Below are 21,101 nucleotides of genomic sequence, written 5' to 3' on the forward strand. Positions count from 1 at the left end.
TTTATCGGGATAGATTAACTCGGTTTAGAAAGTGCATTGATAATTTAACTTTCATATTCGCAATTAGCCCCCCACAGAACCGGACAAGCAAGTTTCCAAGCATCCGGCGCCTAATATCTGATTACAGATATTGAAACTCTTTCGCCATGTAAAGGTTATTACCCTTTGCCGTGGTCAGGTTCTTCTAAAATATTCCAATTCTAGAATTAAACTGACGACTACTGTAAGTTTCGCTTTTCCCTTGAGCCTAACAGCTGTTAGTTTTAACCCTTTGGTGGTGCTTTTAGGGAGATCAAAGTTACGACATAATTCTACGAGAAGTGTTAGGTGCAGTTTACAATTGTTGCCAATTGGAGCATTCATAAAAATATTAATAACAATATTTTAATGAAATTAGTGTAGAAAAGGGTTAGTTTTTTAACCATATTGATAATATATATAATACCAAAGTTTTTATATTATATATCTTTCCTAATCCTGGTGTCAATATCTTACCAGAATGTTTACAGATTACCACGCTACTTAACCGCTTAGGGATTTTCACCTTCTCCTTAACTTCTGGTCTGGCGCTGACTTATTGACTAGATATTTCGTCTCATCGCGCTTGCGTGCTTTTGCTGTTATCAATTACTCTTTCGAGATAATTAATCAAGCCCACCTTACAGTGTTTACGTGACCTCTGGAGATTATCACTCCAGGCTATTCGTTAAATAGCGGAATTATGCGCATCTTTTGCGCCCATTGCCGATAATAGGTTCATAAAAAATATCTATATTTTTGATATAACGATTTATTATTTTTTTATTTAAAGCCCTTACAATGACTTCTACTTCTGGTAACTCTGGCATGACAATAAACCTCCTTGGCTTTATATAACTATTTTGCAAATTAATTTAAATACCTTAAGTAAATTAATTTTTTTGATAAATTATTCACTTACATGAATAAATTTATCAATCAACAAAATTCCTTGTTCTTTAGATATATTTTTATTAATAAATAAATGACCCGTTATAATATTAATCTTTTGACCTGGTTGTAAAAAAAATTCCGGATTATCATTATCAATATGTTCAAAAACCAAAATTAATTCTGAAAAAATTTTTAAATCGGAATTAATAACTATTTTTGGCGAAATAGTATACCATTCTTTTGAAATTGCTAAATTTTTATCTTTATTATATCTTGCATACACTGCACAAGTTAAATTGTTAATAGGATAATTATTATATATGCTCTTATCAGATAATTTAGTGAAATTCATAAAAATTCACAAACCTTTCTAAACTAAAAATTTTTTTAAATAGGTACAATAATAGGCAAAATTAAAGGATTACGTAAAGTAGTTTCATAAATACGAGGAGTAATAAAATTAATAATAGCTTTTATTAAATAATTTTCATTAACTTTTTCAGAAGATAACAATTTTTGAATCATATGTTTAATATCATTAGATATTTTTTGAATAAAATCACCACTACCTTTCATATAAATAAATCCTCTAGATACGACCATTGGATGATTAATAATTCTTTTATTCTTCCAATCCATACTAACAATAATAGATAACAATCCTTCTTCATTTAAAATTTTTCTTTCCTTGATTATAGAATTACTTAAATCTTCTAAGCCAGAATCGTCAATATAAATATCATCATAAGGAATTTTGCCAACTAATTCAGATTTTGAAGGACTTAATCCTAAAACATCTCCATTATCCAAAATAAAAATATTCTCGGAAGGTATACCGCATTCAATAGCTAATTTTTTATGAGCCATTAACATAACATATTCACCATGAACTGGAATTAAAAAACGGGGTTTAATCAAGTTTAACATTAATTTTAAATCATTTTGACTAGCATGCCCGGAAGCATGAGTATCTACTAAAAAACCATGCAAAATAACATTAACTTCCATTTTATAAAGTAAATCTAAAACTTTATTAACGCTATCTTGGTTTCCCGGAATTGGAGAAGATGAAAAAATCACCGTATCTTTATGATTTAATTTAATTTGTCGATGAGTGCCATTAGCCATACGACTTAAAGCAGCTAATGGTTCCCCTTGGGAACCGGTGCATAATAAAGTAATATTTTCATCATTAGCATTAATGTTATTACTATTTGCTAAAAACTCTTTTGGCACTTTTAAATAACCGTTTTTAGCTCCTACTTCGATTGCTTTTTCCATACTACGGCCAAAAACAGCTACTTTTCTTTTAGTTAAAACACTAGCTTGAATAATTTGTTTAATACGATAATAATTAGAAGCAAAAGTAACAATAATAATTCTACCTTTAATTTGATAAAATAAATTATTAATAGTATCACCAATTTTATTTTCAGATTCTATAAATCCTTTTTGTTGGGCATTCGTAGAATCTGATAATAAACATAAAACTCCTTTTTTACCTAAATCAGCTAATTTAGCATAATTCGCTAAAGGACCTTCAGGAGTATGATCAATTTTAAAATCACCAGTATAAAAAATAATATTTTTATTATAATTAAAAACAATGCCAAAAGTATCAGGTATCGAATGATTCAAGCGTACAAAAGATACTTTAACCTGTCCGAATAATAATTCAGATTCTTCTTCATATTTTTCCAAAATATGCATATATTTTTGTAATTTATGCTCTGTTAATTTAAATTCAATCAAATCGTAAGCAATACCATTTACTAAAATCTTAGGTATTTTAACTTTACGCAACAAAAAAGGAATACTACCGATATGATCTTCATGACCATGCGTAATCAAAAGACATTCAATTCTATGTTCATTTTTAATTAAATATTCATAACTAGGAATTATATAATTAATACCTAAAAAAGAATCTTCAGAAAAAGACATACCCGAATCCATAATAAAAATTCTACCTTGAATTTCTACCACATACATATTTTTGCCTACTTCACCTAATCCGCCTAAAGCATAAAACAAAATGTCAAATTGTGGGTATTGTGAAATATGTGCTACCATTTGTAAAATTATCCTTTGCTTTCAATTACAATATTTGAAGTAAAATTTAAATCTTTATCTATCGATGAACGAGTTGCTGAGATTAAAACAGGAATGATAACAGGTTTTTTTTTAGTAGCTTTAAAAATAAATTTAGATAACTCTTCTCGTAAATTATTTTTAAAATCACTCCATTTAATTTGTTTATTAATATGTATAAATTGTGTGCTTATTTTCAAAAATAATTCTTTTAATTGACGAATTAAAGGTTCTATTTTAATTTTATCTAAAAAACCTTTACTAACCAACTTAATATTATCAATATCTCCGATAACCTTACGCAAACGTAAATCTAAATTACAAGCTATAATTAAAATACCATCATTAGCTAATAATTCACGATCTTTAATAATAAAATTATTGCCATCTATAACCGGTGTGCCATCAATTAAAATTTCACCCAAATTTTTAAAAAAATTTCTTTTAATTAAAGGTTTATGTACGCTATCATAAAGCCACATATCACCATTTTCTAACAAAAAAATTTTATTATCCGGAAAATTAAAATTTTGAGCCATTTTCTTTACATAATATTGATGTCTATATTCGCCTACAATGGGCAAAAAAAATTTTGGTTTTAATAAAGACAACAATAATTTTAAATATTCTTGATAATCATAAGATACATTTTGAAACAAATCTTTAATTAAAAATTCTACTTGAAAACCATGTCTTGCTAATATATCAACAGTTTTATTTTGAACTTTATCAATACCAGGCAAATCAACAGAAAATAATAAAATTTTGTCTGATATATGCAATCTCATTAAACGATCAGTTTTTTTGCACATACGTTGCAAACGGTAAAAAGATTCAAAACGTCTACCAAATACTAATACCACAACATTCTTATATTTTAAATAATCCTTAGAATTTTTTAAATTAATTAAAGTATTTTCAGGAATTTTTAAATATTTTTTTAATAAAGCGATATCAATAATTTTTTCACTCTTACGACCTAAAATAATAATTTTCAATTTAGCTTGTACAGCCAAATCAATAACCATTTGAATTTTTAATAAATCTGGAATTAAAAAAGTAACAATAACATTATTTTCTATGCTCCCAAAAAAACTACTTAAATGATGTTCTAAAATTTCTTCTCGTTTAGGTTTTACTAAACTTAAAGAACCTTGTGAAACTAATAACAAAGCTAAAACCTTTTTACGAGCTAATTCCACTAAAGTTGTAAAATTAGTTTGAAAAAAATTATTTTTAGATTGTTGCATATGCATAGCACTCATATATATAATCATTCCCGAAGAAGTTTCAAAAGCTACACCTAAAGTTCCTGGCAAAAAATGAGATATCCCGAAAACAAAAATTTGAATATTATCAATAATAATTTTCATATCATCTTTAATAACATTCAATTTTAAAGAAGATAAATCTATATTTGCTTGTTTTAAATTAAATTTAATTACTTCTAAAGCAAAATCAGAAGCATAAATAGGGATAGACCATTCTTTAATTAAATAAGGTAAAGCTCCTGAATAAGTTTCTAAAGCTGAAGTAATAAAAATACCTTTAATTTCATTTTTAATAGATTCTAATTTATGATATTCCGGTAAAATAGCATCAATACCATTAACCAATACACTAGGATACTTTAAACCAGCATCTAAAATAAAATAAGAAGAATTGATTTTTAAGAGGTAAAAATTTTTACCATTCTCCCCTATACCCCCTAAAGCGAAAAAATTGATTTCTTGCATTTGTTTTAATAGAACTCCTTAAAAAATTAATAATATATATCATTAATTTAAACAATTTCGAAACATTTGTTACCGATTCTTTTAATTTTTTTATCATTATTAATTAAAATTTATAATATAAATATTATATTGGGAAAATAAAAATAAATAAATTTAATGTGATGTTAATTATTTTTGAAACCACTCTTATTTGGTTAATCACTATTTATTATAGCTTTAAAAAAATTAATATCAATTTTTTATATTTATTTAGAAAGTTATAAAATAAATAAAAATATGAAATATCCGATTAAAATAAATAATCAAAATTTTACTTATAATAAAAAAAGCAATTTAGGCAAACAATTAGAACAAGATATTAATTTAACTAATAATTTTTATAAGGAAAATAAAATTGCTTTTATTCATAAAAACGAGATCCCTATACAAGTAGTTAAAGTGGAATATGCTCAAAGAAATAAAACCAAAATTGTAGAAGCTTATTATCGTTTAAAATCCTTACCAGATTATCAAGGTATTTATAAAGGTAAATATTTGTCTTTCGATGTTAAAGAAACAAATAATTTAAATAAATTTCCTTTAAAAAATATTCCTAATCATCAAAAGGTTTGTTTACAAAACATACACGAACTAAAAGGAATAGCTTTTTTAATTATTAATTTTAAACGCTATAACCAATACTTCTATATGCCCATATCTTTTTTAATTAATTTTACAAAACAATATTCGTTAAAAAGTATTGATTATCAAACTTTTATTAACGAATTATGGCAAATACCTTATAGTTATCGCCCCAGATTAGATTATTTAAAAATCGTTAATAAATTTATCTAAAATATTAAAAATAAAATAAATCTTATAAGCCTAATTCTATATTTTCGTTAATAATAGGTTTTAAAAAACATAAAATAGATCCAATAACTAAATTAGTTAACCAAATGGTGACATTGATATAAATAAAAAATATCCAATATACAGATAAATTAAGGTTTAATTGGTTTATTATCCAAGAATCTGATTCAAATATACAAAACACAGAGTCATAAGCATAATAATAAAAAATATAAATACACACTATATAAGAAATAATTTGAATCAAAGAAATTAATAATAAACTAGTTATAATATTTTTTTTAATTAAATATGGCGATTTTCGAGTATAAAATAAACCAGACAAAGAATAAGCCATATATGGTAAAATAAAAAAAAATACTACAAACAATAATTGCAAATATTTTATTCTATTTAAACTAAATGCGGTAATAATAGACCATTCTAAAGCGGTATGGATCGCAACATAAATACAATTAGCACATAAACTAAATTTAAAACCAAACAAAAAACCTATTAAAATTATAGGTAATAATTCTAATTTTATTAAAGCTCCGTGACAATCTTGAAAAAAAAATTTAGTAAATACAAATTCAATGAAAAAAGAAATTGTTAATAATAAAGCGCTAATAATCACTTTTTTTAATGAAAAAATCTTCATAATGAACCTTTAATATACCTTTCTTATATTATACATTTTTATTAAGAAGGATAAACAAGAAAATTATTTAAAAATAATAAGTATGTTTGGCATAAATTATCCTAATAAATATTTTTTTAATTTCGTAATCAAAAATAATATCTTATATAAAAAAATTAATTATATCTATTTACCTGAAAACTAACTTTTATATTTTAAAAATATTTATATAAAAAATAATAATATAATATTTTGACATTATCTAGATTAAATCACATTTGAAAAAAATATTTTTTTAATTCGAATTAAAAAAATATTTATTTATTAAATTTTATTTTCTAAATTTATAAAATATTATTTATTATTTCATATAATCGATTACACCTTGTTTTAATAAAAACAAAAAATCTTGATTTGAAGCATTTAAAATATAATCATTAATATTAATATTTTGTAAAACTTTTTGAATCTCTTCTATTCGGAATAAAATATTTTTAAAAAAAACACAAAATTTATCTAAATTTTCTCTAATATGAAAAAAATCACCCCATAATTGCATTTTTTTAATATAACCATCTTCTAATTCTAAAGAAACTTTCACTTCACCCCATTCAAAACGATGTTGTAAAATTTTAGAATAAATAGGATGATTAAATAACCATGTAGAAGAATTATATTTAAGAGCCAATTCATTAATAGAAATTAAATCTTTATTCGTTAAAGTTAACTCTGTCTTTTTTAAGAAATTTTCCAAATAATAAATTAATTCGTATTGCGTCATATCAGGAAGATATTTTTTTAAATTAGTAACTCGCGAACGTACACTATCAATACCCTTAGAAATTAATTTTTGATTATTTGGAGTAATACATCGTATCATTGTATTAATATCACATTGATAAAGTAGAGTACCATGCATAACAATTCCATTTTTATTTTTCCAAAAAGCATTACCAGAAATTTTTTTACCCTTTAATAAAATATCATTTCGACCACTAAAATATAAAGGTATACCTAAACAATTAAAAGCTTTAATAATACGATTTAAATAGTTTTTAAAACTAAAATCTAAACATTTATTTCGAAAAATAAAACTAAAAATCGGAGTATTAAAATCATTATAAACGCAACCACCTCCGCTCGGCCTACGAAAAAATTCAATTTTATTTTTTTTAATAAATTCTAAATTAATTTCGTTTTCAATAATCTGATTACGACCAATTACTACCCCTTTCATGGTCCAGAAAAAAAAATAAATTTCATCATCATTCTTTAAAAAATAATTTAAAATATATTCTTCTAAACCATAATAAAAGTAGGGTTTATAATGAGATAATAAAGGATATTTAACTAAAATCATACATAATTTCCAATTTCTTTCTTTTGTTAACTAACAAAAAAAGTCAAATTCAATAAACAAAATAATATATTATATTTTTTTATTTATTAATTATTATATCTAAACTGATTATAAAGATTATTAAATATAATAATAAATAAATAAAATACCATCATTATAAAATCATATAATGATGGCGATATTTATCATAATAGATTAACTGAAATCAGTTTAAAAAAAATATTATTTATTATTTCTTTTATACAATTACAAACTAGCCACTCACAGAACCGGACAAGCAAGTTCCCAAGCATCCGGCGTCTAATGTCTAATTACAAATATTGAAACTCTTTCGTTATGTAAAGGTTATTACCTTTCATCGTTGTCAAGTGGTTCTAAAATATTCCCATTCTAGAATGAAACTGATGACTACTATAAATTTCGCTTTTTTTGGGGAGTAGCTAAAAGCTGTTTTAAATTTTTTTTAATAATCTACCTTTTCGGGAGATCTAAGTTGCAATATAATTCTAAATCAAGTTTTAAGTGTGGTTCACAGTTACTTTAAAATTGAGGCTGATAATTCATCAAACCTACTTTATAGTGTTTAGGTGACCCCCCTCCAAAGATTATTATCATGATAGGCTATGCACTTTCGATAACAATATTATAAATATCTTTTAAAACTGACAAATATATTTAATAATGTTTACTATTTTATTAATGATTTTTTTTATTTGTGCGATTCAAAAATTAAACCAAGATGAATTAGTTTTAGATTTTCGATTTAATTCTTCTAATTCTTCTAATTGTTCAAATAATTTTTTTTGTGTATTTGATAAATTTTGTGGTGTATAAATTTTAACAATAACATAATGATCACCTATACTAAATGGAGAATTAACATAAGGAACTCCTTTGTTTTTTAATCTAAATTTAGTATCAGTTTGTGTACCAGCAGGAATTTTTAATTGAACATTACCATGAATAGTGTCGACATTAATAATTGTACCCAAAGCTGCTTGATAAAAATTAATTAATATTGAAGAAAAAATATCATTGCCTTTACGTTGAAAAGTTTTATGAGGTTGAACATTAATATCGACATACAAATCACCATTAGGCGCCCCTGAAGGGCCTTGATGACCTTGATTCGGGGATTTCAATCTCATACCACTTTCCACGCCTGCAGGTATATTTAAAGTTACTTTATGTTCACTTTTAACCATACCTACACCTTTACAAAATTTACATTCTGCTAAAATAATTTTTTTATTACCGCCACATTCAGGACATATTTGTTTCGAAACACTTACAAACCAACCTTGTTGAGTATAAGAAATATAACCATTTCCTTTACAAACATTACAAATTCGAATGTCATTTTTAGTTTTAGCTCCTGTACCATCGCATTTTTCACAATTTTCTTTAACATTGAATGTAACAGTTTTTTGAGTACCTAAAACAGATTCCATAAAGCTAATAGTTAATTTTATATGATGATCTTCACCTTTAATATCTTCTTGATGGCGATTGCTTTTTCTACGTCCAAAAAAACTTGAAAATAAATCTTCAAATTCTTCAAAATTAGCACTTTGAAAACCTTGAAAATCACTATTAAAACCTTGATTGTTAAAATTATGACCCATTTGATCATATTGAGCTCGTTTGTTGGTATTACTTAATACATCAAAAGCTTCTTGTACTTCTTTAAATTTAGCATCAGCATTAGCTTCTTTACAAACATCAGGATGATATTTTTTCGAAAGACGTCGATAAGCTTTTTTAATATCATCCAATTTAGCATCACGTGATAATTCTAAAACTTCATAATAGTCTTTTTTTTGTTTCAAAATAAAACTCCTCGTTGTAATAAGATAAATAAAAATTAATAAATAAACCAAAAAAAGATATTAATAACTTTTTTTGGCTTTTTATTAGATTTATTATTTTTTTATCTTATTTTTTATCTTCAAACTCGGCATCTACTACTTTATCTTCTGTTTTAGCAGTTTCTTGAGTAGTATCTTGATTTTGATTTTCTTTATTATTTTGTTGTTGCGCTTTTTGATAAGCTTTTACAGCAAGTTGTTGTGAAGCTTTTTCTAAAATACTTAATTTTTCTTTAATAGAATCGTAATCATCACCTTTTAAAGTTTGTTCTAAATCTTGAATCTTAGCTTCGATATCATTTTTTTCTTGCTCTTCTATCGAATCTTTTAAAGATTCTAAAGTTTGGCGTGTTTGGAAAATAAAATTATCAGCATCATTACGTAAAACAATACGTTCTTTTTGAATTTTGTCTGTTTCTGCATTTTTTTCGGCATCTTTTATCATTTTTTGAATCTCTTCTTCGCTTAAACCGCTGCCCCCTGAAACAGTAATACTGTGTTTTCTATTAGTACCTAAATCTTTAGCTGACACAGAAACAATACCATTTACATCGATATCAAAAGTAACTTCGATTTGAGGAACACCTTTTGGAGCAGGTGGAATACCTGTTAATTGAAAACTACCCAATAACTGATTATCTTTAGCTAATGCTCTTTCTCCTTGTAACACATTAATATCAACAGAAGATTGATTAGCTACTGCAGTTGAAAAAATTTGAGATTTGGAAGTTGGAATAGTAGTATTGCGATCAATTAATTTAGTAAATATCCCGCCTAAAGTTTCAATCCCTAAGGATAAAGGAGTTACATCCAATAAAACAATATCTTGAACATCACCTCTTAAAATTCCCCCTTGAATAGCTGCCCCTAAAGCAACAGCTTCATCAGGATTAACACTTTTATTTAATTTTTTATTGCCTAATTCTCTAGTAACTAATTCTTGAATAGCCGGAATTCTTGTTGAACCACCTACCAAAATAACTTGATCAATTTGTGATACTTGCAATTTTGCATCTTTCAAAACTTGTCTCAAAGGAGTTATACAACGATCTACTAAATTTTTAGTGATTTCATTAAATTTAGTTCTAGTCAAAGTATATTCTAAATGCAAAGGAGTTTGATCAGCAGCCATAGAAATAAAAGGAAGAGATATAACCGTAGATACAACATTACTTAACTCTTTTTTAGCCATTTCAGCAGCTTCTCTTAAACGTTGTAAAGCAGTTAAATCTTTGTTTTTTTTCAAATCAATTCCATGCTCTTCGCGGAAAATTCTAATTAAAAATTCTACAATAGCATCATCAAAATTATCACCACCTAATACATTATCACCTGCAGTAGCTAAAACTTGAAAATTACCTTCTGCAATATTCAAAATAGAAACATCAAAAGTACCTCCACCCAAATCGAATACTAAAATATTTTGTTCTTTTTGAGTATTTTTATCTAATCCGTAAGATAAAGCTGCTGCTGTAGGTTCATTAATAATCCTTTTAACATCTAATCCAGCAATTTTACCAGCATCTTTAGTAGCTTGTCTTTGAGCATCATTAAAATAAGCAGGTACTGTAATAACAGCTTCTGTTACAGTCATACCTAAATAATCTTCAGCTTGTTTTTTTAAATTTTGTAAAATAATAGCACTAATTTCTTGAGGAGTATATTTTTTACCATTATACTCTTTATAATAACCTTTTTTACCCATTTCTCTTTTGATCGAAAGAATAGTATTAGGATTAGTCACCATCTGTCGTTTAGCAGCTTTACCAACGATTATTTCATCACCTTTAAAAGCCACCACAGAAGGCGTAGTTCTATCCCCTTCTGAATTAGTAATTACTTTTGGTTGTCCATTTTCCATGCAAGCAACACAAGAATTTGTAGTACCTAAATCTATTCCAATAATTGGACTTGAATTTGTATTTTTTTTAGTCATTATTTTTATCACTCCATTCATTTACTTTTACCATAGCTGGTTTTATAACTAAATCTTTATATAAAAAACCTTTTTGTAAAACTAAAACATTTATACCATTAGGTTGTTTTAAATCTGATATTTTTTCCAAAGCATAATGAAAATTTGGATCAAATTTAACACCCAAAGCTTTAATTTCTTCTACACCTTCTTTTTGTAAAATATCCTTAACTTGTTTATGAATCATTTTAAAACCCAATAAAAAAGATTTAACAGAGTCATCTACTTTAGGCATTTCTAAAACCTTTTCGAATTGTTCTAAAGGAATTAAAATATTTTTAATAAAATCTGTTAAAGCATATTTAATTTCTCTATTTGTTTGAACAGTAATACGTTTTTTAAAATTATCAAAATCAGCTAAATATTTCAAATTATCATTGGTTCTTTGCTGATGTGCTTCCTGCAGATCTCTTTTAAGATTAACATTTTCTGCTTTTAAATCATTTAATTGTTTTTTTAACATTTGAAAATCATTTTCATTAGGTATAAATTTATTAGATTCAATGTCTGAAATAGAATTTTTATTATCACTTTGATCTCCACAATTCAATGTTGAAGTTTCTGCTTTATTGGGATTAATATCTGAAGATGCATTATCTTCGGAAGATGAGTGATCAGAAGAAACTTTTTTTGATTGAACCTTTTTTTCCTTACAAGAACAATTATTTTCATCTATGTTTTTTTCATGTTGTTTACAATTATTAGTGTTTTGTTTTGAACATTCTTCAAAATTCATAAATTCTTGAATTAAACTCCTTTTATTATTTACAAATTTAATATTTTATTGTTAATAATACTTTAATAAATTATTTGCAAATTTCTTCCAATTTATCAGGAATCAAATTTGTTTTACTGTAAAAAGTTTGAGATAAATTTACAGACAAATATTCTAACAGCGGAATTACTTCTGGATAAGCCATAGTCATAGGACCTAAAACCGCGATAAACATTTTTTGATCTGGAAATTTTTTAATTTCACAGGGAATAGAGATAATAGCAAACTTATGACAAGATACCCAACGTATTCGATTATTAAATTTAAAAATGTATTTATGAGCATCAAATAACATTTCATTTAATTTATTAGTATCTAAAATATGTAAAATCTCTTTCATTGTATTGCTATCGGCCCAACTAAAATTGTTAATTAAATTATTAATACCATAAATATGGGAATTGTTTGTATTAAAGTTATAAAAAATTTCTATTAGAATATTAACTAATTTATCAAATAATTGTGCATTACAAAAATCATTTTCAATATTTTTTTCTTGCAAAATTTTAATTGCTTCACACAAATATTTATCTAATAATGTGTTATTTATAGCTAAAATAATACTTTTAACGTTTTGAAAATCAAAATTATTGCAAGGTTCTAAAAAAATACTCTGATAACGAATTTGACCATAATTAGTTATTATTAAAACAATAGCTTGTTCAGGGCTTAATAAAACTAAATCAATCTTGGCTACCTTATGAGTTGTTAAAGCATTAGGAAAAGCTAAAATTACAAGATAACGAGTAACATTTCCTAACAAGGTTAATGCTTCTCTCACAATAGTTTCTTTATTAAAATTTTTATTCTTAAAAATATTCTCAAATAAAGAAATTTGCTGAAAAATATCATGATTTCTAGTTATTAAATGATTAAAATAAAAAACATATCCTTTTAAAGAAGGAATTCTACCACTAGATGCATGAGTTTTGCATAAATAACCTTTTTTTTCTAATTGAGCCATATCATAACGAATAGTAGCACTAGAATATTTTAAATAAGATAAACGCGACAAAAATTTCGAGCTAATAGGTTGTTGATGTTCTGAATGATGTTCAATAATTGCTTTTAAAATTAATCTTTCTCTATTCGAAATCAATTTTTAAAATCCTTTGAAAAAATATAATTTTTGTCATCATCATAATTTTATCTTCTATTCTTTATATAAAAATTTCTTACCTTTAATTTAATAGATTTAAATTTATCTTTGTCATAATATTATTATCATATTTACATTTGGCTTATTTTACTAATCATTATCAAAACACATCTATAATCAATTGAATATTGAAACATATTCGCCACATTTACATCATATAAATAAAAATTTCCAAAATAAATTTAATTTTTTTTAAATATAACTAAAATAATTTTAATAATTTATTTTATTTTAAAAATTTAACTTTTTTTTCAACAACTCTATCTGATTTAAACAAATTTAGCACTCACGAATCATGACTGCTGGAATTATTGTAACTAATAAAATACCATCTTGTCAAGTATTTATCGATTAAAAAAATTTTTATTATATAAAAACTATAAATAATTTAGCACTCAATTATCATGACTGCTAAATTTATTCTATTACTTTTTAAACATTATGTCAAGTCTATGTCAAGTCTTCTAATAATAACATTTTATTAATTTTTTTATTATATAATATTAAATGTACTTGTAAAATCGCGTCAAAAGAAAATATTTAATTTTAAATTCATTAGCGGATTTGAAATCAAATCATCATTTTTAAATATCAATCTAAGAAAAGGTTTAATTAAAAAATTAAATAAAATGAATATCCTTCGCATTATTAAAAAAAATTATTTATTACTATTAGTTTATTTTTTTATATTAATAACTTTTATATTCTATTATTTTAATTATAAAAAAATATTAACGTCGAATGTTAACATATCAATTAAATACGATAATTATAATGAAAATATCATAGACGAAGAAAATAAAAATAAATACCAAATTGTTGAAGGAATACAACAAAAATTACAAAAAATTTTCGACAATCAACAACCAACAAATAATAATCTTTTTCCAAAAATAAAAAAATATAATTTTCATAAAGGCGAAACAGTTTATGGATTTACTTTAGATATTAATGACAATATCAAACCCTTTCAAGAAGGAATTATAAGTGAAGAATATGATCAAAACCAATCAAATACTTTATCTATCTCTATTAAAGGAAAAAATAATAAAATTTTTTTCAATAAAAGAGGTGAATTTATTGGAATTTCATTTCCTCAACAGTCGCATAAAATGGAAATTAATTACATTATTACTTCGAATTATATTTATAATTTTTGTGAACGAATGTATAAAAAATTTAATAATAATATTAAAGACAAAAAAATCCATAATGAATATGAAAGTGATCATGAATCAATATCTAGTTTTTCAGATAGTTATGAAAGTTTAACAGACGAAGATGATGATAGCGATTTTGAAAATTTAACATCTCCTCAAGATAAAATAAAAAAACAATATTTAATACCTATGGAACTAAACTCTAATCAAATCGAAAATAACCCGAAAATACAATTATTAATTAAGTTAAACGAAGAAGGTAAATTTAATGGATTAATGCAGCAAATAAATAATCAATATATAGATGTATCTAAAAAATTCTTAAATACTTTTGCTTTATCTTTTATAGATGAATCTTTTTTTGAACAATCTGAAAAATTAAAACCTTCTGATATTATTCAAGAAGATATATCAAAAATTATAGAAAATATATCAAAAATCACTTTCTCGATCGAATTTTCTAGATATTTAGGATCAGGATTTATTTATGCAGCAGAAAAATCTGAAAAATCTTCTTATTATAAATATAAATACTACATCATTACAAATTCTCATGTTTTAGAACCAGGGAAAAATTCTAAAATCAAAGTTTATAATACTTATTTTAATTCATATAAAGATGCCAAAATTTTTACTTTTATTTCTAATAACGAAGGTTTTGATGATATCGGAATATTAACTTTTCAAGATAATAATGCAACTAAATTCAAAGAAATTGAAGAAATTCTAAAAACAGCTTTCCCGGAACCGCATTCATTTATAAAACCAGAAATTCAACAAATAGTTTATAGCATGGGATCTCAAGAATCATTTCCATTAGAAAATTTTTTACCAAGCTTAACGAACATAAAAAATACACAATCAATAAAAAGGAATTTATTAAAAAGAGGAGATATTACTAAATTAAATGAAGCTTTTATTGATTTTAATATAGAAATAGATAATGGAAATAGCGGAGGACCTGTTTTTAACCAAAAAGGACAAATTATTGGTATGAACCGTAATACTATTAATAATCCTACAACAACAGACAAGTTTTCTCAAGCTATTAATATTTTGCATATCCAAAAAAGATTAGAAGAAATTTTTTCTCAACATAAACAAAATCCTAAAAATATAGGCATAATAACCGATTTGACAAGCGAAAACCATAAAAATTATTTAATGCGAAAACTTAATAGTTTTAAAAAAAATTTTAATAATCTTAAAATCGAACACAATGATGAAGCGCCAATGATCGCATTTTCTATGGACGAATTAACCGTTTTAACTCATAAAGATCCGATTACATTACCATTATTAAAAAATAAGGAAAATAAATCTAAAATAATATTAAAAATCAAATTAGTTTATACTTATAATCAACAACAAATATTATTCATAGACCCGCACAAAGAATATATGGAATTATACGCTCGTATTGATTCTCAAGATAAATCCAAAATTAATCTAAAAATAATCATAAAAAATAAAAATCATAAAGTAATAAATTTTATCGAACATTATTTAGAAAGTCATCGTCGTTCAGCAAATAAAGACAGTTCTTTTGTATCTCTAAAATTTATTGATTCAAACAAGCCCTCCGTGCATACAACAAAACAAAAAATTATGGATTCTTTAATTGTTTGGCATCAAGATCATCACATAAAAGGTAATGGAATAATTTTTAGCAAAGAAAAAACACAAGATAATCAATACCTGTATCATGTTTTATCTACCTATGAAGACAATTATCAAAATAATTTAATCAGCTTAAATAACTTATTATATAAACGAATTTTTAACGATCAAAATGAAATTATTATATATGATTCCGAACAAGAAATTTATAAATTTGAACAAGGAACAATAAATAATATATTTCCAAACGAAAACAATATTATTTTAATTACCTTTAAATCATCAGAAAACTACCCTGTAGTTCCATTTAAAAAAACTTCAGATCTTAAAGTAGGAGAAGATATTTACTATCTAATAAATGGAGATAGTGATGATCATAACCCTCAAATGTTCAAAAGTCAAATTAGTAGCATAATTGAAAATAAAAATAGCACCTTTGTATTTGATTCTGTGTTCAATTTAAAAGAAAAAATTAAAGATATAAACTTTATATGTTTCGATCATAAAGGAAATTTTATAGGTATTAATTTTTTTAATAACTCAAATGTTGATATTCCCTCGAACTTTATACAGGCAACGCTAATATCTAATAATAATTTAAGAGAATTATTAATCACAAGTAACCTTAAAGAGAATTTAAACATCTTAATTTCTGTAATTTTTATATTTTTAGTAATGATAATAATCTCTATAAAACTAAATCCCATAATCAATAATATTTAATATAAATTTAACTAATATATTATTAATAAATATTTTATCTATTTCATATTTAATTATTTCATAATTTAAAGTCTAGAATTAATAATATTAGTTACTTCATGATTAATTTGCGATGATTTTTTATCTTTATAATATGAATAAGAAATATAGGGATGTATTAATAATTCTACTTTTTTAAGTCTAAACCAACATTTACCGCGCATACGATAAATGCCTTTACAAGTAATCGGTAAAATATCAGCTTGGTTTTGAATAGCAATTTTATAAGCACCATCCAAAGAGGAATTAATCTGATCAGAAGTAGAATTAATAATGCCACCTTCTGGAAAAACCAAAACAGCCAATTTTTCTTTAATTATTTCTTTAGCTTTTTCCAAAGATTTTAAATTATCTCTATTATTACCTCTATTAATCTTAATGCAATGAGTAGCATCAAAACAAAATCTTAAAAACCAACCATACCAAAAATTATTATAAAGTTCATCTTTAGGAGTAAAAGTAAGAGGACGAGGGAATATAGAAGCTATTATAAAAGGATCAAAATTACTTTTATGATTAGTATAAATAACTAAACGATTATTAAAAGGAATCAAATTATAATTATAAACCGACACTTTAATGCGAAAAAAACCCATAATTAATTTCGAAAAACTTCGAACTATTTTTAAATGATAAACATTATTAATAGATTTTTGTTTAGCATATCCTAAACTAATAAATAATAATAGAAAAGCTATTAACCAAGATATTAAAATAGCTAAAACAAAACCAACAAAAATACCAATGATTTTACTTGTAAAAATAAAAATAAAATAATACCAAAAAACTAAAAAAGTTATTAAAAAAATAAAACTAAACATATATGTGTTACCTCCTGCATTAAAAAATATAAAAATTAGCACAAATAACTATTACTAACGGAACGTTTAATATAAACAATGTAATAAAAAATAGAATTATTAAATAAACAAAATATACATTTATGTTATATAACAATTTAAAATAATTAAATAAATAACGAATCAATTTCGAATAATTTTTTTAAAAAAGTTATCTTCATTATTTAATAATATTAAAACCGAATAGAATAATAAAAAATAAACTCACTTATTTAAATCTTGATTTATTTATTATTTTTGAATAATCAATAACAATAATCGAAAGAAAAGAAAATTTTATTATGATATTCTAACAATAAACATTAAAATGTTTCTTTATAAGAAAATTAAATATTTAATCATTTTTTATTTTGTTACATGAATTTTATTATTTTTATTTGGTCGGATTAATAGTTTTTTTATTAATTTATATTTTTGTTTTTATAATAATTCTTGTTCCTTTTTTGTTAATAAGAAGAACTTTTAATTTAAAGAAAATGTAATTATATATTTCATAAAAACATTAATAAAAAAAACATTAAAATTTATAAAAAATATCAATTTTATCTATATTCAAAACCAAATCTAAGAAGAAATTTAAATTAACTTATAAAAAATTAATGAAATGATTTTAAATTAAATTTAATCATAATTACTTAATTTAAAATATAACACAAAAATTATCAATTATTTAAAATTTTACACAAACAAAAATAAAAAAAATTTAAAATCTTATATCCGTATATTTTGGTTTTCCGGTAATAAAAAATAATTTTCAATCAAAACCAATTATAAAAAATCTATGTTAATATTAAAAGAATAAAAATTAGAGAATAATAACATCATTAATGCAAAAGATAAACAACATACAAACATAGTTGCCCAAAAAGTTAAAAAAAAGCTAACAAAACTTCCCAATATTTTTACAATAATTCCAGATCGCATACCAATAAAAAAGTGCCAAACAATAAAAAAATATATTATAAAAATAATACTAAAAATTGTCATAAAAAATAAACCCCTTTTAAATAACAAATAAATTACAAAAAATCAACAAAAATAAATATCATTTATTAAATAAAAATTAGTAATATAGTTTTTTTATTATAAAAATTATTAAAATAACTCTTGTTATAAAAAACTTAAAAAAATTATTTAATTTTTTTTAAAATAAGTGGCAAAAATTAATTCTTCTATAACTGTGTATTCTTTTAAAATATATTTGCATAAATTTAAATAAGGGAAATAAATATTTCCGACAAAACGACGTAAAATATAAGTTAAATATAAAACATCAACATAAGGCAAAGCTAATTGATAAATTTGTCTACCTCCAATAACAATAATTGATTTAGATGTTTTACGAATATCTTGTAAGAAAATTTTAACATCATTAACTTTTTGAATAGAAATATCATCTCGATAATATTTAGCTGGAATATCAAGAGAAGTAGTGGCCAAATAAATTGATTTAAAAGGGAATTTTTTATTTTTATAATAATAACATAAAGATTGATATGTTCTTAAACCTACTAATATCACTTGATCATTCACTTTTTTTTTAAAAAAAGCTAAATCTCGAGGATAATGCCAAGGTAATTTTTCACCATTGCCAATCAAAAAATTACCATCTACAGCTGCTATTAAACTAATCATACTGCTATTTCTCCTTTTAAAGTTGCGTATGCATCATAATTATGCAAATGAATATCTTTAATAGTAAAATCTTCAATACAATTAATATTATTGTTCAAAGTGATATAAGGTAATGATTTAGGAGAACGTTTTAATTGAATTTTAATTTGAGGAATATGATTAAGATAAATATGAGCATCTCCTAAATTATAAATTAATTCATAAGCTTGCAAATTAGTGATATGAGCAATCAAAAACAGTAATAAACTATAACTACTAATGTTAAATGGAATTCCTAAAAAGACATCGGCGCTTCTTTGAAAAACTTGCAAAGATAATTTATTTCCTACTACATAAAACTGCATTAATATATGACAAGGAGGTAAAATCATTTTAGATATTTCAGGAGGATTCCAAGCGGAAATAATTAAACGACGAGAATTTGGATTAAATTTAATATCATGAATCAATTGCTTTAATTGATCAATTCCCGAAAAATCACGCCATTGTTTTCCATAAATAGGGCCAAGATTTCCATGTTTTTTAGCAAAATGTTCATCTTTTTTAATTTTCTCGATAAATTCCGATAAAGTTTCATTTTTAAAAAATAAAGAATTCCGATATCGTTCATAAGGCCATTCGTTCCAAATATTTACTTTATTTTGTACCAAATAACGTATATTAGTATCACCTTTAATAAACCATAATAATTCATGTATCACTAGATTAAAATTAATTTTTTTTGTCGTTAATAAAGGAAATCCTTGGGTCAAATTAAAACGCATATGATAACCAAAAATACTTTTAGTTAAAACTTTAGTACGATTCTCACGTATATTACCATATTTTAAAATAGTACGACATAAATTTAAATATTTTTCCATATTAAAAACAATTTTAACCCTTTACTAAAAATCACAATTTTTATAACTTAAATATTTTATGATTTTATATTAAAAAAATTATTTATAAAATAATAAAATATTTATTTATACAAACTTATTTATATATATATAAAATTAATGGCGGAGGAAGAGGGATTCGAACCCTCGCATCTAATAAGATCTACACGCTTTCCAAGCGTGCCCCTTTAACCAGACTTGGGTATTCCTCCGAAATAATAACCTTTATTAATTGAAAATTTTTTAAAAAAAATATAAATAGATTTATTGACATTTCCATATCAGGATTTGTCTTTATGATATTTAGAGTACAATTAATAAATAAATAATTTAGACTTTATTTGATGACTCTAATATTTTTAATCATTTACTAATAATGAGACTTTCAAATTATCAATTTTGGGTTTTATCTCTCTAATTATATTTATCCCCTAAATTTCCCAATTCCAAATTTCTTTTTAACTCTAGTGATTGACATGTAATGTTTCCTCGCTAGGAGTCTTTAAAAACTTTATTTTCCTAGATAATTAAGATAAGTTAATTATCCAAAAATTATTAGCTAAACAAAAGTAGCGGGAGATCTTCCCTCTAACAATTTTTTATAGGTTTAAATTATTCCTAATTATCCTTTTTTGTTAACTAATGTTTAGTTATATTAAATTGCTTTACCTTCCCAAATATCAGTATTTTTTTTCATATTCCTTAATTTATACGGATAGATTAATTGCGTTTTATTCAGCGATTTATCTTTGCTGTTTTATTTACAATCAGCCCCCGTCCAAACCGGACAAGCAAGTTTCCCAGCATCCGGCTTTCCATAATTCACTCTCTTGCGA

Annotated in this window: 16 protein-coding genes and 1 tRNA gene; 2 read left to right on the top strand and 15 right to left on the bottom strand. The window is 23.9% G+C overall.

All coding sequences use genetic code 11. The features are described 5' to 3' along the window. Nucleotides 1–719 precede the first annotated feature (719 nt). The 4 genes from NQK76_RS01760 to NQK76_RS01775 form a co-directional block, all read right to left on the bottom strand. Nucleotides 720–848, bottom strand: coding sequence for a DNA-formamidopyrimidine glycosylase family protein (locus NQK76_RS01760; RefSeq protein WP_004994825.1), 129 nt, complete (start codon nt 846–848; stop codon nt 720–722). A gap of 80 nt (nt 849–928) precedes the next feature. After that, on the bottom strand, nt 929–1,264 hold the full coding sequence (locus tag NQK76_RS01765; RefSeq protein WP_255872683.1) for a hypothetical protein: 336 nt from the start codon (nt 1,262–1,264) through the stop codon (nt 929–931). Between the two features lie 35 nt (nt 1,265–1,299). Next, nucleotides 1,300–2,985, bottom strand: a complete 1,686-nt coding sequence (locus tag NQK76_RS01770; protein ID WP_255872684.1) for a ribonuclease J — start codon at nt 2,983–2,985, stop codon at nt 1,300–1,302. A gap of 8 nt (nt 2,986–2,993) precedes the next feature. Then, nucleotides 2,994–4,739 carry a ribonuclease J gene (locus NQK76_RS01775; RefSeq protein ID WP_255872685.1) on the bottom strand — a complete coding sequence of 582 codons (1,746 nt, stop codon included), beginning with the start codon at nt 4,737–4,739 and terminating at the stop codon, nt 2,994–2,996. A gap of 276 nt (nt 4,740–5,015) precedes the next feature. On the opposite strand from NQK76_RS01775, the gene recU reads away from it, so the two are divergent. Continuing rightward, nucleotides 5,016–5,573 (top strand): Holliday junction resolvase RecU, encoded by a 558-nt coding sequence (recU, locus tag NQK76_RS01780; protein ID WP_004994833.1) that lies wholly within the window; start codon nt 5,016–5,018, stop codon nt 5,571–5,573. A gap of 22 nt (nt 5,574–5,595) precedes the next feature. Here the strand turns inward: recU and NQK76_RS01785 are convergent, their stop codons facing one another. From NQK76_RS01785 to hrcA, 6 genes are all read right to left on the bottom strand, one after another. Then, on the bottom strand, nt 5,596–6,231 hold the full coding sequence (locus NQK76_RS01785) for a hypothetical protein (protein WP_004994835.1): 636 nt from the start codon (nt 6,229–6,231) through the stop codon (nt 5,596–5,598). 340 nt (nt 6,232–6,571) lie between these two features. Further along, entirely contained in the window at nt 6,572–7,570 is a 999-nt protein-coding gene (lplA, locus tag NQK76_RS01790; RefSeq protein WP_004994836.1) for a lipoate--protein ligase, read from the bottom strand. Between the two features lie 722 nt (nt 7,571–8,292). Beyond that, nucleotides 8,293–9,399 carry a molecular chaperone DnaJ gene (gene dnaJ, locus NQK76_RS01795; RefSeq protein ID WP_004994838.1) on the bottom strand — a complete coding sequence of 369 codons (1,107 nt, stop codon included), beginning with the start codon at nt 9,397–9,399 and terminating at the stop codon, nt 8,293–8,295. Nucleotides 9,400–9,505: 106 nt separating this feature from the next. Further along, entirely contained in the window at nt 9,506–11,374 is a 1,869-nt protein-coding gene (gene dnaK, locus NQK76_RS01800) for a molecular chaperone DnaK (RefSeq protein ID WP_004994840.1), read from the bottom strand. Next, nucleotides 11,367–12,149 carry a nucleotide exchange factor GrpE gene (locus NQK76_RS01805; RefSeq protein ID WP_255872686.1) on the bottom strand — a complete coding sequence of 261 codons (783 nt, stop codon included), beginning with the start codon at nt 12,147–12,149 and terminating at the stop codon, nt 11,367–11,369. The genes dnaK and NQK76_RS01805 overlap by 8 nt, the downstream gene beginning before the upstream one ends. A gap of 70 nt (nt 12,150–12,219) precedes the next feature. Then, nucleotides 12,220–13,287, bottom strand: a complete 1,068-nt coding sequence (gene hrcA / locus NQK76_RS01810) for a heat-inducible transcriptional repressor HrcA (protein ID WP_004994844.1) — start codon at nt 13,285–13,287, stop codon at nt 12,220–12,222. A 689-nt stretch (nt 13,288–13,976) separates the two neighbouring features. Between hrcA and NQK76_RS01815 the strand changes: the two genes are divergently transcribed. Continuing rightward, entirely contained in the window at nt 13,977–16,850 is a 2,874-nt protein-coding gene (locus NQK76_RS01815) for a S1 family peptidase (protein ID WP_255872687.1), read from the top strand. A 65-nt stretch (nt 16,851–16,915) separates the two neighbouring features. On the opposite strand, the gene NQK76_RS01820 is transcribed toward NQK76_RS01815, so the two are convergent. The 5 genes from NQK76_RS01820 to NQK76_RS01840 form a co-directional block, all read right to left on the bottom strand. Further along, nucleotides 16,916–17,710 carry a lysophospholipid acyltransferase family protein gene (locus tag NQK76_RS01820; protein WP_255872688.1) on the bottom strand — a complete coding sequence of 265 codons (795 nt, stop codon included), beginning with the start codon at nt 17,708–17,710 and terminating at the stop codon, nt 16,916–16,918. Between the two features lie 807 nt (nt 17,711–18,517). Then, nucleotides 18,518–18,736, bottom strand: coding sequence for a hypothetical protein (locus tag NQK76_RS01825; protein ID WP_036690752.1), 219 nt, complete (start codon nt 18,734–18,736; stop codon nt 18,518–18,520). 147 nt (nt 18,737–18,883) lie between these two features. Beyond that, nucleotides 18,884–19,384, bottom strand: coding sequence for a dihydrofolate reductase (locus NQK76_RS01830; RefSeq protein WP_004994850.1), 501 nt, complete (start codon nt 19,382–19,384; stop codon nt 18,884–18,886). Continuing rightward, nucleotides 19,381–20,247, bottom strand: a complete 867-nt coding sequence (locus NQK76_RS01835; protein ID WP_255872689.1) for a thymidylate synthase — start codon at nt 20,245–20,247, stop codon at nt 19,381–19,383. Before NQK76_RS01835 ends, NQK76_RS01830 begins: the two co-directional genes overlap by 4 nt. Before the next feature lie 139 nt (nt 20,248–20,386). Continuing rightward, nucleotides 20,387–20,477, bottom strand: a tRNA-Ser gene (locus NQK76_RS01840). Nucleotides 20,478–21,101: the final 624 nt, after the last annotated feature.

It is taken from the genome of Candidatus Phytoplasma australasiaticum subsp. ipomoeae, assembly GCF_024425275.1.
GTDB classification, from domain to species: Bacteria; Bacillota_I; Bacilli_A; order Acholeplasmatales; family Acholeplasmataceae; genus Phytoplasma; species Phytoplasma australasiaticum.

Bases quoted from the DNA above. Each gene is read 5' to 3' on its own strand.
- NQK76_RS01760 (WP_004994825.1), bottom strand. From the start codon at position 848: ATGCCAGAGTTACCAGAAGTAGAAGTCATTGTAAGGGCTTTAAATAAA.
- NQK76_RS01765 (WP_255872683.1), bottom strand. From the start codon at position 1,264: ATGAATTTCACTAAATTATCTGATAAGAGCATATATAATAATTATCCT.
- NQK76_RS01770 (WP_255872684.1), bottom strand. From the start codon at position 2,985: ATGGTAGCACATATTTCACAATACCCACAATTTGACATTTTGTTTTAT.
- NQK76_RS01775 (WP_255872685.1), bottom strand. From the start codon at position 4,739: ATGCAAGAAATCAATTTTTTCGCTTTAGGGGGTATAGGGGAGAATGGT.
- recU (WP_004994833.1), top strand. From the start codon at position 5,016: ATGAAATATCCGATTAAAATAAATAATCAAAATTTTACTTATAATAAA.
- NQK76_RS01785 (WP_004994835.1), bottom strand. From the start codon at position 6,231: ATGAAGATTTTTTCATTAAAAAAAGTGATTATTAGCGCTTTATTATTA.
- lplA (WP_004994836.1), bottom strand. From the start codon at position 7,570: ATGATTTTAGTTAAATATCCTTTATTATCTCATTATAAACCCTACTTT.
- dnaK (WP_004994840.1), bottom strand. From the start codon at position 11,374: ATGACTAAAAAAAATACAAATTCAAGTCCAATTATTGGAATAGATTTA.
- NQK76_RS01805 (WP_255872686.1), bottom strand. From the start codon at position 12,149: ATGAATTTTGAAGAATGTTCAAAACAAAACACTAATAATTGTAAACAA.
- NQK76_RS01815 (WP_255872687.1), top strand. From the start codon at position 13,977: ATGAATATCCTTCGCATTATTAAAAAAAATTATTTATTACTATTAGTT.
- NQK76_RS01820 (WP_255872688.1), bottom strand. From the start codon at position 17,710: ATGTTTAGTTTTATTTTTTTAATAACTTTTTTAGTTTTTTGGTATTAT.
- NQK76_RS01825 (WP_036690752.1), bottom strand. From the start codon at position 18,736: ATGACAATTTTTAGTATTATTTTTATAATATATTTTTTTATTGTTTGG.
- NQK76_RS01830 (WP_004994850.1), bottom strand. From the start codon at position 19,384: ATGATTAGTTTAATAGCAGCTGTAGATGGTAATTTTTTGATTGGCAAT.
- NQK76_RS01835 (WP_255872689.1), bottom strand. From the start codon at position 20,247: ATGGAAAAATATTTAAATTTATGTCGTACTATTTTAAAATATGGTAAT.